The organism is Rhodococcus sp. GA1 (assembly GCF_024321955.1).
In the GTDB taxonomy this organism is placed as follows: domain Bacteria; phylum Actinomycetota; class Actinomycetes; order Mycobacteriales; family Mycobacteriaceae; genus Rhodococcus; species Rhodococcus pyridinivorans.
Window position 1 is genome coordinate 419801 of sequence record NZ_CP097186.1, and the last position, 16462, is coordinate 436262.

A 16462-nucleotide genomic window follows, 5' to 3' on the forward strand; every position below is an offset into this window, starting at 1 on the left:
GGCGTGCGGTCGGCTTCGACCGGGTCGCTCAGTCGGTCTCGACCGAGCAGGACTTCTTGTGCTCGCGCAGTTCCTGAATCTCGCGTTCGAAATCCTCTGCAGAACTGAAGGAACGGTAGACCGAGGCGAATCGAAGATAGGCAACCTCGTCGAGATCGCGTAGGGGTCCGAGGATCGCCAGTCCGACCTCGTGGCTCGGGACCTCGGGTGAGCCCTTCGCCCGCACCGCGTCCTCGACCTGCTGCGCGAGCTTGTTGAGTGCGTCGTTGTCGACATCGCGCCCCTGGCAGGCGCGGGCCACGCCGCGCACGACCTTCTCGCGGCTGAACGGCTCGGTCACGCCGCTGCGCTTGACGACGGACAGCACGGCCGTCTCGACTGTGGTGAAGCGGCGTCCGCATTCGGGACACGCCCGCCGACGACGGATCGCGGCACCCTCGTCTGCCTCGCGCGAATCGACCACCCGGGAATCGGGATGGCGGCAATACGGGCAGTACATGTCGGTTCCTTCGTCGTGCCCGTGCGGGTCGCGACGTCGGCGCCGAAGCGATGTCTCCCGACCGGAACCGTCTCCACCCGCGAGTGGGCCGACACCGCCGCAACCACACGGAGTGGTGTGACTGACAGTGTTAGACAATACCCGCCTGTCCGGCTCGGGAGCGGATCGCGGGTCGGGCGGGGCCACGACGCCCTCATTCCCGGCTGGAATCCGGCAAGAGGAGGCGGATTCCGGCCTGCACGGCCGTACCGTCGAGCGAGTTGAGGTCGGCGATCCTCGCGACCGTGACGTCGACCGGGACGTCGGGCCACACGCGAGCGGCCAAGGCCTCCAGGCTCTCCCCCTCTCGCACGACCGTGGTGCCGGCGCTCTGCGAGATCACCTCATCGGTGCGCACGTGAGCGAGCACGAGGAGCATCGTGGTCGCGAGCGCGGTGAGGAGCACCGTCGTGGCCATCTGCCGCCAACTCGTCCCCTCCGCAGGCCGGCGACTGCGCGGTGCGATCTCCGAACGGCGGTGCAGGGGTTCCCGCGAGGGCGCGGCGACGCGCGGTCTCGTCCGCGCCGGGACACGGGTGCGATGGTGCAGCGTCGACGTCGCGATCGGCCGGATGCGATATGCCGCCGCCCCGGGCGCACCTGCTCCCGGCGGGCCCACGACGGTCCGCCCTGCCGTGCTCGTCCGGACTGAGGCACCGGTTCGGACCACCGCGCCCTGTCGCGCCGTACCCACCGGAACCGCCGTGTCGATCCGAACCGCTCTGCTCATCGGAAATCCTCCGTGTCGCTGTGCGTGGTCTTCCGACCCCGTCCGTGTCGCTGTGCGTGGTCTTCCGACCCCGTCCGTGTCGCTGTGCGTGGCCTTCCGACCCCGTCCGACCACTCGATCATGTGTTCGAACGAAAGTCTGTTCGAATGTTTTATCACGAGTCACAGCCTGACGGCAGCTCCTCGGAGGGTGAATCTCGAACATCTGTTTGATATGCGCGCGGGATCTCGATAGATTCGAAAGGCAACTTGCAACCCATCCGACACTCGCCGCACGGAGGTCACGATGAAGGCGGACGGAACATCCACAGCCCGCCGGGGCGGACCCGCGACCGACGATCCCACCGCGAGCCTCACCGAGCGTCAGCGTCGTGTGCTCGAGGTCATCCGCGATTCCGTCAGCGAACGGGGGTACCCGCCGAGCATCCGTGAGATCGGCGACGCCGTCGGCCTCAACTCCACATCCTCCGTCGCACACCAGCTGCGCACGCTCGAACGGAAGGGCTTCCTGCGCCGGGATCCGAACCGTCCGCGTGCCGTGGACGTCCGCGGTCTCGAGCCCACCCCCGCACCCGAGTCCTCGCCCGAGGTGGTCGCCGGCTCGTCGACCGACGACATCCCTTCGGCGGCAATGGTTCCCGTCGTCGGCCGGATCGCTGCCGGTGGTCCGATCCTGGCCGAGGAATCGGTCGAGGATGTCTTCCCGCTGCCGCGCGAACTCGTCGGTCAGGGCTCGCTGTTCCTGCTCAAGGTCGTCGGCCAGTCGATGATCGACGCAGCCATCTGCGACGGCGACTGGGTGGTCGTCCGGCAGCAGAACGTCGCCGACAACGGCGATATCGTCGCCGCGATGCTCGACGGCGAGGCCACCGTCAAGACGTTCAAGCGGGTCGACGGCGACGTCTGGCTCATGCCGCACAACCCGATGTTCGAACCCATCCCGGGCAACGACGCAGTCGTCCTCGGCAAGGTCGTCACGGTCGTCCGCAAGATCTGATCCCCGGGCCACCGGAGACGAACGAGACCGGGGTGGCTCCGCACAGCGGAGCCACCCCGACCTTCTCGTACGTGCCTCAGACGTTGAGGCCGCGCCCGATGACTTCCTTCATGATCTCGTTCGTGCCGCCGTAGATCTTCTGCACGCGGGCATCGAGGTACGCCTTGGCGACCGGGTACTCGCGCATGTAGCCGTAGCCACCGTGCAGCTGCAGGCAGCGGTCGATCAGCTCGACCTGCTTGTCGGTGGTCCAGTACTTGGCCATCGCGGCCTCCTGGACGGTGAGCTTCTTCTCGTTGAGCAGCTCGATGCACCGGTCCACGAACACCCGGGCCAGCTGGGTCTCGGTGGCGAGCTCGGCGAGCTCGAAGCGGGTGTTCTGGAACTTGCCGATCGGCTTGCCGAACGCCTTGCGGTCGCGGCAGTACTGGATCGTGTCGTCGAGCACGCGCTCCATCGCAGCAGCGGCGACGACGGCGATCGCGAGACGTTCCTGCGGCAGGTTCTGCATCAGGTAGATGAAGCCCATGCCCTCCTGGCCGAGGAGGTTGGCCGCCGGGACGCGAACGTCGTTGAAGCTGAGCTCCGCCGTGTCCTGCGCGTCGAGGCCGATCTTGTCGAGGTTGCGTCCCCGCTCGAAGCCCGGCATGCCGCGCTCGACGACGAGCAGCGAGAAGCCCTGGGCGCCCTTCTCCGGGTCGGTGCATGCGACGACGATCACCAGATCGGAGTGGATGCCGTTGGTGATGAACGTCTTGGCGCCGTTGAGGACCCAGTCGTCACCGTCGCGCACCGCGCGGGTCTTGATGCCCTGCAGGTCGCTGCCGGTGCCCGGCTCGGTCATCGCGATGGCCGTGATCAGCTCACCCGAACAGAAGCCCGGGAGCCAACGCTTCTTCTGCTCCTCGTTGGCGAGCTCGAGCAGGTAGGGAGCGACGACATCGTTGTGCAGCATGAAGCCCAGACCGCTGAAGCCCAGCTTGGTGGTCTCCTCGGCCATGATGGCGTTGTAGCGGAAGTCGTCCATGCCACCGCCGCCGTACTCCTCCGGCACCGCCATGCCGAGGAAGCCCTGCGCGCCGGCCTTCTTCCACACCTCACGGTCGACGATCTTGTCCTTCTCCCACTGCTCGTGGAAGGGGGCCACCTCCTGTTCGAGGAACTTCCGGTACGACTCCCGGAAGAGGTCGTGCTCGGGCTCGAAAAGGGTGCGTTGCATCTGCGCTCCTGTGTGAGACGTCGTTCGACATACTCACGGTATGCAGACGAGGGCGCGGTGACGCTGACACAACCGAGCGCATTTTGTGACCCGGACAACCCCGGCGGGTACGCGTCGGTATCGAACGACCCGCGGGCACGGGTCGGTGTCGGCCGATGCGCCGGGTTCCCGGTCAGCGGCGCAGATCCGCGAGTCTGCGCAGCAGCGGGTACGCGACGAGGATGCCGATCGAACCCCAGGCGATACCGCCGAGTTCGACCGAGCCGATCGACAGGGTCAGGTCGCCGATGCCGGCGACGAGCGCCGCGGCCGCGACCGTGAGGTTGACCGGATCCGTGAAGTCGACCTTCGCCTCCGTCCAGATGCGGACACCGAGGATGCCGATCAGGCCGTAGAGCACGAGGGTCGCGCCGCCGAGGACGCCCTCGGGCACGGTGAACACCAGCGCACCGAACTTCGGCGAGAAGGCCAGCACGACGGCGGTGACCGCCGCAACGGCGTATGCAGCGGTCGAGTACACGCGCGTGGCCGCCATGACGCCGATGTTCTCGGCATAGGTGGTCGTGCCCGAGCCGCCGCCCGCACCCGCGAGGGTGGTCGCAAGGCCGTCGGCGATGAGCGCATTGCCGGCCATGTCGTCGAGGTTTCGACCGGTCATCGCGGCGACCGCCTTGACGTGGCCTACGTTCTCCGCGACCAGCACGACGACGACGGGCAGCGCCAACAGCACGACCGACAGTTCGAAGGTGGGGCCGTGCAGATCGGGCAGGCCGAACCACGCCGCGTCGCGCATGGCGTCGATGCGCTCGGACGCGATCGCCCCGGTGAACGCCGCGAAGATCCATCCGACGATCACACCGACGAGGATGCCGAGGCGGCCGAGCATGCCCGGGCCGACCACCGTCACGAGCAGTGTGACCACGAGCGTGATCGTGGCGACGAGCGGTTGGGCTTCGAACGATCCGGTGGCCGTCGGCGCGAGGTTGAGGCCGATGAGGGCGACGATCGCCCCGGTGACCACCGGCGGCATGACCGCGTCGATGATGCGCGAACCCGCCGCCTTGACCACGAGGCCGACAAGCACCAGCACGATGCCGACGGCGACGATCCCGCCGAGCTGCGCTGCCGGACCGGAACCGGCCGAGGCGCTGAGCGGCGCGATGAACGCGAAAGACGAACCGAGATAGCTGGGCACCCGGCCGCGCGTGATGATCAGGAACAGCGCGGTGCCGATACCGGAGAACAGCAGCGTGGTCGTGACGGGGAAGCCCGTGATCGTCGGCACGAGCAGGGTGGCGCCGAACATCGCGATGACGTGCTGCATCCCGATGCCGATGGTGCGCGGCCACGACAGTCGCTCGTGCGGTGCGACCACCGCACCGGGGTTGATGCGACGTCCGTCGCCGTGCAGGGTCCAGCCGCGGCGTGTGGTCGTGCGTCCGGTCGTGTTCGCTCGTTCGGTCACGACAGGTCATCGTAGAACCGGCAGCCTCATCGGCGTAGAACAGGCCGTCCCGGCCGCGTAGAACAGGCCGTCCCGGCCGCGTAGAACAGGCCGTCCCGGCCGCGTAGAACAGGCCGTCCCGGCCGCGTAGAACAGGCCGTCCCGGCCGCGTAGAACAGGCCGTCCCGGCCGCGTAGAACAGGCCGTCCCGGCCGCGCCGCTCAGTCCAGCAGTTTCGCTGCCGCGGCACGTGCCGCGACGGGGTCGTCGCTCGCGAGGACCGCCTCGGCCGCCTCACGGCAACGGTCCATCGGGACCGAGGAGAGCCGGGCGCCGACACCCGTCACCGCCGACGCGGCGCACGACAGGGACGTCACGCCCATTCCGGTCAGGACGCAGGCGAGGAGCGGGTCGGCCGCCGCCTCGCCGCACACCCCCACCGGCTTGCTCGCGGCCGCCCCGGCCTGCGCCGCGCGGGCCACGAGTGCGAGCACCGCGGGCTGCCACGGGTCGGTGAGTGCGGCCAGCTGCGGCGACATCCGATCGGCCGCCATCGTGTACTGGGCGAGGTCGTTGGTGCCGATCGACAGGAAGTCCAGATGTTCGAGCAACCGATCGGCGAGCAGCGCCGCGGACGGAACCTCGATCATGACGCCGGGTGACAGCCCGCGCTCGCGCACCCGCGCGGCGAAATCGGCCGCCTCCGAGACGGTCGCCACCATCGGTGCCATGACCCACGGCGTGGCGCCGGTGCGCGAGGCCGCGGCGGCCACCGCGTCGAGCTGACGATCGAGGACTCCCGGCGCCGTGGTCGTGATGCGGATACCGCGGACGCCGAGGGCGGGATTGTGTTCGTCGGGGTGGTTGGCGAACCGGAGGGGCTTGTCGGAGCCGGCGTCGAGGGTCCGCAGGACGACCTTCCGTCCCTCGAACGCCTCGAAGACCTCCGCATAGATGTCGGCCTGCTCGTCCACCGTCGGTTCGGTGTCGCGGTCGAGGAAACACAACTCGGTGCGGAACAGTCCGACGCCCTGCGCCGGCGTCCGGCGCGCCGCGCGGGCACCCGATCCGTCCTGCACGTTGGCGAGGATCTCGACCGGGTGACCGTCGGCGGTGGCGCCGGGACCGGACCAGCCCGCCACCCGCTCGCGCTCGACGCGGTCGCGTTCGACCTCGGCTGCGGCCTCGGCGCTGTCCGGGGAGATCACGATCCGGCCCGTCGCGCCGTCGACCAGCACCTCGGTGCCGGCAGGGACGTCGTCGAGACCTGCCACCGCGACGACACACGGGATGCCGAGCTGGCGCGCGATGATCGCGGTGTGGCTCGTGGGTCCTCCGAGGGAGGTGGCCAGCGCGACGACGACGGACGGGTCGAGTCCGGCGGTGTCGGCGGGTGCGAGATCGGCCGCGAGGAGCACGGACGGCGAATCGGGCATCTCGAGACCGGGTTCGGGGGCGCCCTGCAGTTCGGCGATCACGCGGTCGCGGATGTCGAGCAGGTCGGTGACCCGCTCGGACTGCAGCCCGCCCATCTTCTCGAACAGGGCCGCGAACTGGTCGGTGGCGGCGACGGTGGCACCGACCGCGTCGGATCCGGACCGGATCTTCGTCGCGGTCGCCCCGCGCCAGGCGCGGTCCTCGACCAGCACAGCGGTGGCTTGGAGCACTTCTGCCGCGGCACCCGATGCACGCGAGGCGCGGGCGCGCAGCCGCTCGGCCACGACCTTCGCGGCGTCCTCGAACCGGCCCACCTCGGCCTCGCGCGCCGTGTCGGGGATCGAGGCGCCCTGCGCCGGGACCACAGGACGCGCGACGGGACGGATGACCGGCCCGTATCCGATACCGGGGACGACGGGGGTGCCGTACAGGACGGACGCCGACTGCTCCATGGAGATCTCCTCACCGCAGTAGTTCATTGTGACTCAGATTACTCGGAAGCCTTGACATGTCAACACAGACGGGCGTAAAACAACATAAACCAACATTGTTCTCCCCACAGATCGGGTACCCCCAGGAGTGTCGGTGTACGCAGAGGAACGGCAGCAGGCGATCGCAGCACTGGTGGCGGCACGTGGCCGCGTGTCGGTCGCAGTGCTCGCCGACCGGTACGGCGTCACCACCGAGACCGTGCGCCGCGACCTCGCACACCTCGAACGCCTGGGCCTCGTGCGGCGGGTTCACGGCGGCGCGATCCCGGCCGCCTCGCTCTCGGTGGCCGAGCCTGCCCTCTCCGAGCGCGAACACACCCGCGCCGAACACAAGGACCGCATCGCCGCCGCCGCGACGTCCTTCCTCCCGCCGTCCGGCGGAAGCGTGCTCTTCGACGCCGGCACCACGACCGGCAGGATCGTCGGAGCGCTGCCGCCCGAGGTCGACCTCACCGTCGTCACCAACTCGGTGCCGATCGCCGCGCGCCTCGCCGCAATGAGCACCGTGCAGCTGCACCTGCTCGGCGGTCGCGTCCGCGGTGTCACGCAGGCCGCGGTGGGTGCCGAGGCCCTCGCCACCTTGTCGACGGTGCACGTCGACGTGGCCTTCATCGGCACCAACGCGCTGAGCATCGACCACGGCCTGTCCACCCCCGACGCCGACGAGGCCGCGGTCAAGCGCGCGATGGTGCGCACCGCCGACCGGGTCGTCGTGGTCGCCGATTCGTCGAAGGTCGGTCGGCGCAATCTGCTGAGCTTCGCGTCGCTCGAACCGATCGACGTTCTGGTCACCGACACCGATCTCGACGACACCGACCGTCGGCAACTCATCGAACACGGAATCGAGGTGGTGACGACATGATCGTCACGCTCACGGCCAACCCCAGTCTCGATCGCACGGTCGGGCTGACGAGCCCGCTCGAGCGCGGGAAGGTGCATCGCACCGAGCGATCCACCGTCGATCCGGGCGGCAAGGGGATCAACGTCGCGCGTGTGCTGCACGCCGCGACGACCGAGGTCGTCGCCGTTCTCCCGGCCAACGCCGGCGATCCTCTGCTCGCCGCGCTGGACGAGCAGGGCATCGCCCATCGGGCCGTGCCCACCTCCGGGCCGACGCGCAACAACATCACCGTCGCCGAACCCGACGGCACCACGACCAAACTCAACGAACCCGGAACCCCCTGCACCGGACGCACACTCGGCGAGTTGCACGCAGTCCTGCTGGAATGCGCGCAGGGAGCCGCGTGGACCGTCCTGTCCGGTTCTCTTCCTCCCGGTGTGCCCGAGTCGTGGTATGCCGATCTCGTGGGTGCCCTGCGCGGTCTCGGATGCCGCCTCGCGGTCGACACCTCCGAGCGGCCACTGCTCGCCCTCGCCGAGCGGTTCCCCGCGGCGGCCCCGGACGTGATCAAGCCGAACGCCGACGAACTGGCCCAGCTCACCGGCGCGGACGCCCACGAACTCGAATCCGGCGCCGCCGCAGGAGACGTCGGCGCCGTGGTCGACGCGGGACGGGTGCTGGTGGAACGCGGGGTCGGCGCGGTACTCGCGACCCTCGGCGGTGCGGGCGCGGTGCTGGTCACCGCCACCGGCGCGTGGCGGGCCACCGCCGACGACGTCACGGTCCGCAGCACGGTCGGCGCGGGCGACTCGTCGCTCGCCGGATATCTGCTCGCCGAGCAGGCCGGTCACACCCCCGACGAGTGCCTGCGCCTCGCCGTGGCGTACGGAACCGCAGCCGTCACGCTCCCCGGAACAGCCCTGCCCACAACCGATTCCGTCGATCCATCCCGAGTGCACGTCACCGACGTCCACCGCCGACCCCGACCGCTCCCCTCCCACTCCTAAGGAACGTCATGTCCGACACCACCTCCGGCTCCGCAGACGGTTCCTCGATCATCGGCACGGAACTCGTCTCGCTCGATGTAGACCTGGGATCCGACAAGAACTCCGTCATCGCCGCGCTCGCCGAGCGTCTCGCAGCGAACGGTCGCGCATCCGACGCCGACGCACTCACCGCGGCCGTTCTCGAACGGGAGGCCAAGTCCGCCACCGGCCTTCCCGGCGGGATCGCGATCCCGCACGCACGCAGCGAAGCGGTGACCACGCCGTCGCTCGGTTTCGCCCGGCTGTCCCCGAAGGCCGACTTCGGTGCGCCCGACGGACCCGCCGACCTCGTCTTCCTCATTGCCGCGCCCGAAGGTGCGGGCGGCGACCACATGAAGCTGCTCACCGCTCTCGCTCGTGCACTCGTGCGCCCGGACTTCGTCGCGTCGCTGCGCGCGGCCGCCTCCGCGGACGAGGTCATCGCGCTGGTCGAGGACGTCCTCCCGCCCCGACCGGAGTCGTCGGTCAGCGCTCCTGCCGGCTCGACCGCAGCGCCGGAACAGCCGTCACCGACAGCCGCTGCGAAGCCGGCGGTCGCGCCTCCGCAGAGCGCGGAACAGCCCGGAGGCCGCACGATCGTCGCGGTCACCGCGTGCCCGACCGGTATCGCGCACACCTACATGGCCGCCGATGCGCTGGCCGCCGCCGGTGAACGCGCAGGCGTGACGGTCCGGGTGGAGACGCAGGGATCGAGCGGCAGCACTCCCCTGCCCCCCGACGTGATCGCCGGCGCCGACGCCGTCATCTTCGCCACCGACGTGGGGGTCAAGGGCCGCGAACGGTTCGCCGGGAAGCCCGTGATCGCATCGGGCGTCAAGCGCGCGATCAACGAACCGGACACCATGGTCGACGAGGCCCTGCGGGCCGCCACCGATCCGTCCGCACGCACCGTCGAGGGCACCGCGGGCGCCCCGGCGGGTGAGTCGGAGAGCGGCAGCGACCTCGGTTGGGGTACCCGGCTGCGGCAGATCCTGCTCACCGGTGTGAGTTACATGATCCCGTTCGTCGCGGCCGGTGGTCTGCTCATCGCTCTGGGCTTCCTGCTCGCCGGTCCCGACATCACCGACTCGGCCGCCGACATCGTCCTCGACAACACGCTCACCAACCTTCCCGAGGGTGGGCTCGGCACTTATCTCGGTGCGGTGCTGTACCAGATCGGCTCGTTGGCGTTCTCGTTCCTCGTCCCGGCACTGGCCGGGTACATCGCCTTCGCGATCGCGGACCGTCCGGGTCTGGCTCCGGGCTTCACCGCCGGTGCGGTGGCCGTCTTCGTCGGCGCCGGTTTCATCGGCGGTCTGGTCGGCGGCATCATCGCCGGCTTCGCGGCCCTGTGGGTCGGCCGTATCCCGCTGCCCACTTGGGCTCGTGGCCTGATGCCCGTGGTGATCATCCCGCTGCTCGCGAGCCTGATCGTCGGTGGGCTCATGTTCCTGCTGCTCGGTCGCCCGCTCGCCGCGATCACGACCGGTCTCACCGACTGGCTCAACGGTCTGTCCGGTGGTTCCGCGGTGCTGCTCGGCGCGATCCTCGGCCTGATGATGTGCTTCGACCTCGGCGGACCGGTCAACAAGGCCGCCTACGCCTTCGCGGTCGCGGGTCTCGACGTCGCCAACACCGGTTCGCTCGAGATCATGGCGGCGGTCATGGCCGCCGGTATGGTTCCGCCGCTCGCCATGGCACTGTCGTCGCTGGTGCGTCCGCGTCTCTACAGCACGGCCGAACGCGAGAACGGCAAGGCCGCCTGGCTGCTCGGTGCATCGTTCATCTCGGAGGGCGCCATCCCGTTCGCGGCGGCCGACCCGTTCCGGGTCATCCCGTCGATGATGCTCGGCGGCGCCGTGACCGGCGGCATCGTCATGGCGACGGGTGTCACGCTCACCGCTCCCCACGGCGGATTGTTCGTGCTGTTCGCGATGGACCGCGTCGTGTGGTTCCTGATCGCACTGGCAGCCGGTACGGTGGTCGCCGCACTCGCGGTCAGTATCGCCAAGTCGATCACGCGTCCCGCCCGGGTTGCCGCCGACGAGGCGAACCCCCAGCCCGTAGCGGCACGCTCCTGATCACAGCGGCACGCTCCTGATCACAGCGGCACGCTCCTGATCACAGCGGCACGCGCCTGATCTACCCGACTTCCTGCACTTCCCCACCACGAAGGAGATTCCCATGCCCAGCACCACCGTTGCCGTCGGTTCGTCCATCGGCCTGCACGCCCGTCCTGCAGGGATCATCGCCGAGGCCGTGGTCGCGGCCGGTGTCCCCGTGACCCTCGCGGTCGACGGCGGCGAGCCCGTCGACGCCGGTTCGGCCCTGATGATCATGACGCTCGGCGCAGAAAAGGGCACGCAGGTCACGATCTCGTGCGATGACGACGCGGTCCTCGCGCAGGTCGCGGAGCTGGTCGCCGCGGACCTCGACGCCTGATCTCGGCCGCGGTCGCGGCGTCTGATCTCGGCCGCGGTCGCGGCGTCTGATCTCAGCGGCGGGCGCGGCGCCGGACGACGAGTCCGAGCACCCCGAGGGCGATGACCCCGGCGGCCACGCTCGCACCGACGACCGGCAGTGCCGCGGGCGACATCTCGTCCGCGGCATCGTCGTCCGCGGGTGCGAAGAGATCGGTCGCACCGCGACGGATATGGATCGGTGGATTCTCCGTGCCTGCCGCGCCGCGCTCGGACGCGGTGACCAGGTCACCGTCGGCGGTGAATGCGACGGCTTCGCCCTGCGGTTCGTCCGGGACCGGGACGCGGAAGCGCGGACCGGCGACCAGAGCGGACGCGAGATCGCCGTCGGGGACGTGGAACAGGTAGACGTCGGTGTAGGTGCGGACCGCCGCGACCGTCCCGTCGGCGTTGACCGCACCGCCGGTGATCATCGAGGAGGACGCACCGGGAATGGGACCGCCGGGGGTGTCCGACGGTCCGAGTGCCAGCGACCCGACCCTCTCGAGGGGGGCAGGTCCCGGGACGGGGAGGCCGTCGATCGTGAGTCCGCGTGCGGGCCGGTAGACATTGCTCGAGCCGAACAGCGCCTTCGTCACGATCACAGGTTCGCCTGTCGCGGAGACGAGCACGGTCTCGGCGTCGCGGGGACCGTCGGGATAGGTCAGCCGGTGCAGATCTCCCTGCCCGGTGTCGGGGTCGAGGGAGATGAGCGCGATCGTCTCGCGGACGCGGGTGTTGTCGCCGAGATCCCCGAGCCACAACCGGCCGTCGGGCCCCGCGGCGAGATCCTCGACGTCGTAGGGATCGACGGGCGACGGAACGCGTTGCAGCACCGAGCAATCGTCGTCGAGTTCGACGATGCGTTCGTCCTCCCCGGCATCGGGCGTCGCGAACAGCCGGTCGCCGATCGTCGCGAGGCCGGACAGTTCGGTGAGCACGGGATCGTCGGGGGTACACAGCATCTCGGTCGGCAGATCCACGACCGGAATCTCGGTGTCCTGCGCGCCTGCGTGCGAGACCGGCACGAACGCCGCGACGGCAGCGAGCAGCGCCGCCCGGCGTACGACCCGCATCAGGCCGCGAAGTCGACCAATGCCGACGCCAGCGCTGCCGGCACCTTCGCGTGCACCCGCGTGCCGTCCACCTCGTGCTCGGACGACAGGATCTGACCGTCCGAATGGATGCGCGCGAGCAGATCACCGCGGGTGTACGGCAGGAGCAGCTTCACCTCGACGTCGGGATCCTCGAGCAGACCCGCGAGCTGGGTCTGCAACTCCTCGACGCCCACGCCGGTGTGCGCGGAGACGAACACCGCGCCGGGGATCGCGCTGCGCAACTGCGTCAGGGTGACCGGGTCGGCGGCATCGATCTTGTTGACGACGATCAGTTCCGGCGGCGGCGGTGCGTCCGATTCGCGGAGCACCTCGGTGACGACTTCGCGCACCGCCTTGATCTGCTCTGTGGGCATGGGGTCGGAGCCGTCGACGACGTGGAGCAGCACATCGGCGTCGGCGACCTCCTCGAGAGTCGACCGGAACGCCTCGACCAGCTGGGTCGGGAGGTGCCGGACGAAACCGACGGTGTCGGTGAGCACGTACTCGCGGCCGTCGGGCAGCGCCGACCGGCGGGTCGTCGGGTCGAGGGTCGCGAACAGTGCGTTCTGCACCAGGACACCGGAGCCGGTGAGCTTGTTGAGCAGGCTCGACTTACCGGCGTTGGTGTATCCCACGATCGCGACGGACGGGATCTTGTTGCGCAGACGCCGGGTGCGCTTGGTGTCGCGCGCGGCCTTCATCGCCTTGATCTCGCGACGGAGCTTGGCCATCCGCTCACGGATCCGGCGACGGTCGGTCTCGATCTTCGTCTCACCGGGACCGCGCAGGCCCACACCGCCGTTGCTGCCGGCACGGCCACCGGCCTGCCGCGACATCGATTCGCCCCAGCCACGCAGACGCGGGAGCATGTACTCCATCTGTGCGAGGGAGACCTGTGCCTTGCCCTCTCGCGAGGTGGCGTGCTGGGCGAAGATGTCGAGGATCAGCGCGGTCCGGTCGATGACCTTGACCTTGACGACCTTCTCCAGCGCGGTGAGCTGGGCGGGGGTGAGTTCGCCGTCGCAGATCACGGTGTCTGCGCCGGTGGACAGGACGATCTCCCGGAGTTCGTCGGCTTTGCCGGAGCCGATGTAGGTGGAGGCATCGGGCCGGTCACGACGTTGGACCAGGCCTTCGAGGACCTCGGAGCCCGCAGTCTCGGCGAGCGCGGCCAGCTCGGCCAGGCTCGCTTCCGCCTGGGCGGCCGTTCCGCCCGTCCAGACACCGACGAGCACGACACGCTCGAGTCGGAGCTGGCGGTATTCGACCTCGGTGATGTCCTCGAGTTCGGTGGACAGACCGGCCACACGCCGCAACGCGCTACGGTCTTCGAGTTGCATCTCGCCGACGGACGGATCCTCGGCGGTCCAGCCTCCGGATGCGTCGTACGCGGTCGGAGTGCTGTCATCTGTGGTTGCGCGATGCATGCGCTGTGTGTTCGTCATACACCTCCATGGTGTCACGAAGCCCGAATCGGTGCATTCGAGTTTTTCTGCCGCATCCGCGCGGGGGGTACCCAAGTGCGCGCCGGCCGGGCCGAGCGGCGCCGATCAGATCGGCGCCGACCACCAGGTGTCGTCGAGTTCACCCGTCGCGACCAGCACAGACGGCCCGCGCAACCAGGCGCGACCGTTCTCGATGCGCACCTCGACCGAGCCACCGGGGATCCGCACCTGCACCGCGCCGTCGGATGCGCCGTCGAAGCGCAGGGCTGCAGCAGCCGCGGCCACCGTGCCGGTTCCACACGAGCGGGTCTCCCCCACGCCGCGTTCGTGGACGCGCATGTGGACCGTCCCGGCCGCGATCGGGGTCAGGAACTCGATGTTGACCCCGTGCGGGAAGAAGCCCGGGTCGAAGCCGGGCGAGGTGAGGTCGAGACCGGCAAGGCTCGTGTCGTTCAGGTGCGGGTCCACGCACGCGAGGTGCGGGTTGCCGACGTCGATGCCGATGCCCGGATAGACCCGCCCGTCGATGGTCGCCGCCGACTCGCCGAGGGTGCGCACCGTCCCCATGTCCACGGTCACCTCGCCGAGGACCGGTCCTGTCTCGTGCACGGTGACGGGCTTGCCTCCCGCCCGGCTGCCGACGACGAACTCGCGGCGGTCCTCGAACCCGTGCGCGGTCAGATAGTGCGCGAACACCCGCACACCGTTGCCGCACATCTCGGCGATGGATCCGTCGCCGTTGCGGTAGTCCATGAACCAGTCGTCGGCGTCGGTGCCCTCGGGCAGTTCTCCGAGCGCGCCGGCCGACACCAGTGCCCCGGCCCGGGCCACGCGGAGCACACCGTCGGCGCCGAGCCCGCGACGCCGGTCGCACAGGGCCGCGATCCGGCCTGCGTCGAGGTCCAGGCGGGCGTCGGGATCCGGAAGGATCACGAAGTCGTTCTCGGTTCCGTGCCCTTTGCTGAACTCCATGCGCGCTACCTTATCGGGCTGGTGAGGCCGGTGATGTGCGTGCGTCCCGGACGGCCCGCAACGCGACGTCGAGCAGGTGGGGGTCGGCGCCGTCGAGCCAGTGGATGCGCGGGTCGCGGCGGAACCACGAGCGTTGCCGTCGCACGTAGCGCCGGGTCCCGATGAACGTCCGCTCGCGTGCGTGGTCGAGGTCGTACTCCCCGTCGATGTACGCGAGCACCTGTGCGTAGCCGATCGCGCGACGTGCGGTGACGCCCTCGTGCAGCCCGACTTCGAGGAGTCCGTGCACCTCGTCGACGAGGCCGCGTTCGAACATCAGGTCGGTGCGCCGCGCGATGCGGTCGTCGAGTTCGGCGGTGTCGCGGTCGACGCCCAGGATCACGGTGCCCCAGCGGGGCTCACCGATCGTCGGCTGCGACGCCGCGAACGGTTGCCCGGTCAGCTCGACGACCTCGAGCGCGCGGACCATGCGGCGGCCGTCGGTGGGCAGGATCGTCGCCGCGGCGGCGGGATCGGCGCTCTGCAGCGCCCGGTGGACCGCGGCGGGCCCCTCGGTCTCGAGCACCGCCTCCCACTTGGCACGGACCTGCGGATCCGTCGCCGGGAACTGCCATTCGTCGAGCAGTGCCTGCACGTACATCATCGATCCGCCGACGACGATCGGGAGGCGGCCGCGGCCGAGGATCGCCTCGACGTCGGCGATCGCGGCCTGCTGGTAGCGGGCGACCGTCGCGGTCTCGGTGACGTCGAGGACGTCGAGTTGATGGTGCGGGATCCCGCGACGCTCGTCCGGTGCCAGCTTGGCCGTCCCGATGTCCATCCCGCGGTACTGCTGCATCGCGTCGATGTTGACGATCTCGCCGCCGAGCGCTTCGGCGAGGTCCAGTCCGAGATCGGACTTGCCCGTGGCGGTGGGGCCCACCACCGCGATCGGTACGAGCGTGTCGGCGGGACCGGTGCTTTCTGCGCTCACGGTGTCCAGATCCCCACGTGGTAGCCCACGCCGTAGGGCGCGGCGGAGTAGGTGACGGACGCCGAGCGCGGGCGCGCTCCGAGGGTGGCCGCCAGGACGTGCCAGGCAGCGCGGCCGGTCAGCTTGATGTCCGAACACAGGTCGGGGTCGAGCGCCGCGAGCACCTCCGTGTCGCCGGCGCCGAGCGCTGCGGCCAGGGCCGCCTCGACCTCCTCCGAGCGCGGATCGTAGGCGCCGGGCGCCTTGGCGGTGAGGGTCGTCGCTCCGTCCGCGACGACCAGCAGTGCTCGCGGCAGATCGTCGCGGTCGAGCTCCGCACGCAGGTCGCGGCCGAGATCGGCGCAGTGGGCGGCGTCGGCGTCGGCGGCCACCACGTGGGTCGTCACGTGGGTGCCGGGTGCCGTGCGGTCGCGGATCCAGCCGGCCACCAGCGCGGTCAACGCGAGCGCGGGATCGGGTTCACCGGCGGCCTCAGGACCGAGTTGCACCGTGACGTCGACACCGAACCCGAGGAAGGTTCCGCGCGCGGTGGAAGGAACGGTCTGTTCGGCCGTCTCGGCTCCCACGACCACCCATTCCGCGGCACCGGACAGGCTGCGACCGACCTCGAAAACCGCCTCGCGCAGATCGTCGGTCTCGGAGACGGCGAGACCGGTGAGCTCGGGGACGAGCAGCGGTGGGGACGGCACGAACGCCGCGGCGGTCAACACATCGGCAACCGTAGTCCACCGGACCCGGCGCCCTGCATGGACACGACCTGTTTCAATAGTGAGCGGACACGATCGCGGAGCCCCG

At 70.0% G+C, this 16462-nt stretch carries 15 protein-coding genes; 5 read left to right on the plus strand and 10 right to left on the minus strand.

The genetic code is table 11. The features are described 5' to 3' along the window. Window positions 1–28: 28 nt before the first annotated feature. Window positions 29–499, minus strand: a complete 471-nt coding sequence (nrdR, locus tag M3330_RS02030) for a transcriptional regulator NrdR (RefSeq protein WP_006551317.1) — start codon at window positions 497–499, stop codon at window positions 29–31. Between the two features lie 193 nt (window positions 500–692). Further along, entirely contained in the window at window positions 693–1268 is a 576-nt protein-coding gene (locus M3330_RS02035; protein ID WP_255026822.1) for a LysM peptidoglycan-binding domain-containing protein, read from the minus strand. A 285-nt stretch (window positions 1269–1553) separates the two neighbouring features. Between M3330_RS02035 and lexA the strand changes: the two genes are divergently transcribed. After that, window positions 1554–2264: a transcriptional repressor LexA gene (gene lexA / locus M3330_RS02040; protein ID WP_006551315.1), complete on the plus strand. Its 711-nt coding sequence runs from the start codon at window positions 1554–1556 to the stop codon at window positions 2262–2264. A 76-nt stretch (window positions 2265–2340) separates the two neighbouring features. Here the strand turns inward: lexA and M3330_RS02045 are convergent, their stop codons facing one another. The 3 genes from M3330_RS02045 to ptsP all read right to left on the minus strand — a co-directional run bounded on the left by M3330_RS02045 (window position 2341) and on the right by ptsP (window position 6816). Further along, on the minus strand, window positions 2341–3483 hold the full coding sequence (locus tag M3330_RS02045) for an acyl-CoA dehydrogenase family protein (RefSeq protein WP_006551314.1): 1143 nt from the start codon (window positions 3481–3483) through the stop codon (window positions 2341–2343). 172 nt (window positions 3484–3655) lie between these two features. Next, a complete protein-coding gene (locus M3330_RS02050; protein WP_052039972.1) occupies window positions 3656–4948 on the minus strand; it encodes a solute carrier family 23 protein in 1293 nt (430 codons plus the stop codon). A gap of 200 nt (window positions 4949–5148) precedes the next feature. After that, window positions 5149–6816 (minus strand): phosphoenolpyruvate--protein phosphotransferase, encoded by a 1668-nt coding sequence (ptsP, locus tag M3330_RS02055; protein WP_019289186.1) that lies wholly within the window; start codon window positions 6814–6816, stop codon window positions 5149–5151. Between the two features lie 133 nt (window positions 6817–6949). Here ptsP and M3330_RS02060 point away from each other — a divergent pair, with 133 nt between their 5' ends. The 4 genes from M3330_RS02060 to M3330_RS02075 all read left to right on the plus strand — a co-directional run bounded on the left by M3330_RS02060 (window position 6950) and on the right by M3330_RS02075 (window position 11163). Further along, window positions 6950–7717 carry a DeoR/GlpR family DNA-binding transcription regulator gene (locus M3330_RS02060; protein ID WP_019289185.1) on the plus strand — a complete coding sequence of 256 codons (768 nt, stop codon included), beginning with the start codon at window positions 6950–6952 and terminating at the stop codon, window positions 7715–7717. Next, on the plus strand, window positions 7714–8703 hold the full coding sequence (gene pfkB / locus M3330_RS02065; protein ID WP_255026825.1) for a 1-phosphofructokinase: 990 nt from the start codon (window positions 7714–7716) through the stop codon (window positions 8701–8703). Before M3330_RS02060 ends, pfkB begins: the two co-directional genes overlap by 4 nt. Window positions 8704–8711: 8 nt before the next feature. Beyond that, complete coding sequence (locus tag M3330_RS02070; RefSeq protein WP_255026826.1) at window positions 8712–10802, plus strand: fructose-specific PTS transporter subunit EIIC; 2091 nt, start codon at window positions 8712–8714, stop codon at window positions 10800–10802. A gap of 103 nt (window positions 10803–10905) precedes the next feature. Next, on the plus strand, window positions 10906–11163 hold the full coding sequence (locus tag M3330_RS02075) for an HPr family phosphocarrier protein (protein ID WP_006551308.1): 258 nt from the start codon (window positions 10906–10908) through the stop codon (window positions 11161–11163). Window positions 11164–11215: 52 nt separating this feature from the next. Here the strand turns inward: M3330_RS02075 and M3330_RS02080 are convergent, their stop codons facing one another. From M3330_RS02080 to M3330_RS02100, 5 genes are all read right to left on the minus strand, one after another. Beyond that, window positions 11216–12256, minus strand: coding sequence for a hypothetical protein (locus M3330_RS02080; RefSeq protein ID WP_255026827.1), 1041 nt, complete (start codon window positions 12254–12256; stop codon window positions 11216–11218). Beyond that, the gene (gene hflX / locus M3330_RS02085; RefSeq protein WP_006551306.1) at window positions 12256–13722 is read right to left on the minus strand and encodes a GTPase HflX; all 1467 of its coding nucleotides are present in this window, start codon (window positions 13720–13722) and stop codon (window positions 12256–12258) included. Before hflX ends, M3330_RS02080 begins: the two co-directional genes overlap by 1 nt. A gap of 105 nt (window positions 13723–13827) precedes the next feature. Then, window positions 13828–14694 carry a diaminopimelate epimerase gene (gene dapF, locus M3330_RS02090; RefSeq protein WP_006551305.1) on the minus strand — a complete coding sequence of 289 codons (867 nt, stop codon included), beginning with the start codon at window positions 14692–14694 and terminating at the stop codon, window positions 13828–13830. A 10-nt stretch (window positions 14695–14704) separates the two neighbouring features. Next, a complete protein-coding gene (gene miaA, locus M3330_RS02095) occupies window positions 14705–15667 on the minus strand; it encodes a tRNA (adenosine(37)-N6)-dimethylallyltransferase MiaA (protein WP_006551303.1) in 963 nt (320 codons plus the stop codon). Further along, entirely contained in the window at window positions 15664–16377 is a 714-nt protein-coding gene (locus M3330_RS02100) for a hypothetical protein (protein ID WP_255026830.1), read from the minus strand. The genes miaA and M3330_RS02100 overlap by 4 nt, the downstream gene beginning before the upstream one ends. Window positions 16378–16462: the final 85 nt, after the last annotated feature.

What these genes read in the sequence shown, in the direction of transcription:
- nrdR (WP_006551317.1), bottom strand. Translation starts at nt 499, where the DNA reads ATGTACTGCCCGTATTGCCGCCATCCCGATTCCCGGGTGGTCGATTCG.
- M3330_RS02035 (WP_255026822.1), bottom strand. Translation starts at nt 1,268, where the DNA reads ATGAGCAGAGCGGTTCGGATCGACACGGCGGTTCCGGTGGGTACGGCG.
- lexA (WP_006551315.1), top strand. Translation starts at nt 1,554, where the DNA reads ATGAAGGCGGACGGAACATCCACAGCCCGCCGGGGCGGACCCGCGACC.
- M3330_RS02045 (WP_006551314.1), bottom strand. Translation starts at nt 3,483, where the DNA reads ATGCAACGCACCCTTTTCGAGCCCGAGCACGACCTCTTCCGGGAGTCG.
- ptsP (WP_019289186.1), bottom strand. Translation starts at nt 6,816, where the DNA reads ATGGAGCAGTCGGCGTCCGTCCTGTACGGCACCCCCGTCGTCCCCGGT.
- pfkB (WP_255026825.1), top strand. Translation starts at nt 7,714, where the DNA reads ATGATCGTCACGCTCACGGCCAACCCCAGTCTCGATCGCACGGTCGGG.
- M3330_RS02070 (WP_255026826.1), top strand. Translation starts at nt 8,712, where the DNA reads ATGTCCGACACCACCTCCGGCTCCGCAGACGGTTCCTCGATCATCGGC.
- M3330_RS02075 (WP_006551308.1), top strand. Translation starts at nt 10,906, where the DNA reads ATGCCCAGCACCACCGTTGCCGTCGGTTCGTCCATCGGCCTGCACGCC.
- M3330_RS02080 (WP_255026827.1), bottom strand. Translation starts at nt 12,256, where the DNA reads ATGCGGGTCGTACGCCGGGCGGCGCTGCTCGCTGCCGTCGCGGCGTTC.
- hflX (WP_006551306.1), bottom strand. Translation starts at nt 13,722, where the DNA reads ATGACGAACACACAGCGCATGCATCGCGCAACCACAGATGACAGCACT.
- dapF (WP_006551305.1), bottom strand. Translation starts at nt 14,694, where the DNA reads ATGGAGTTCAGCAAAGGGCACGGAACCGAGAACGACTTCGTGATCCTT.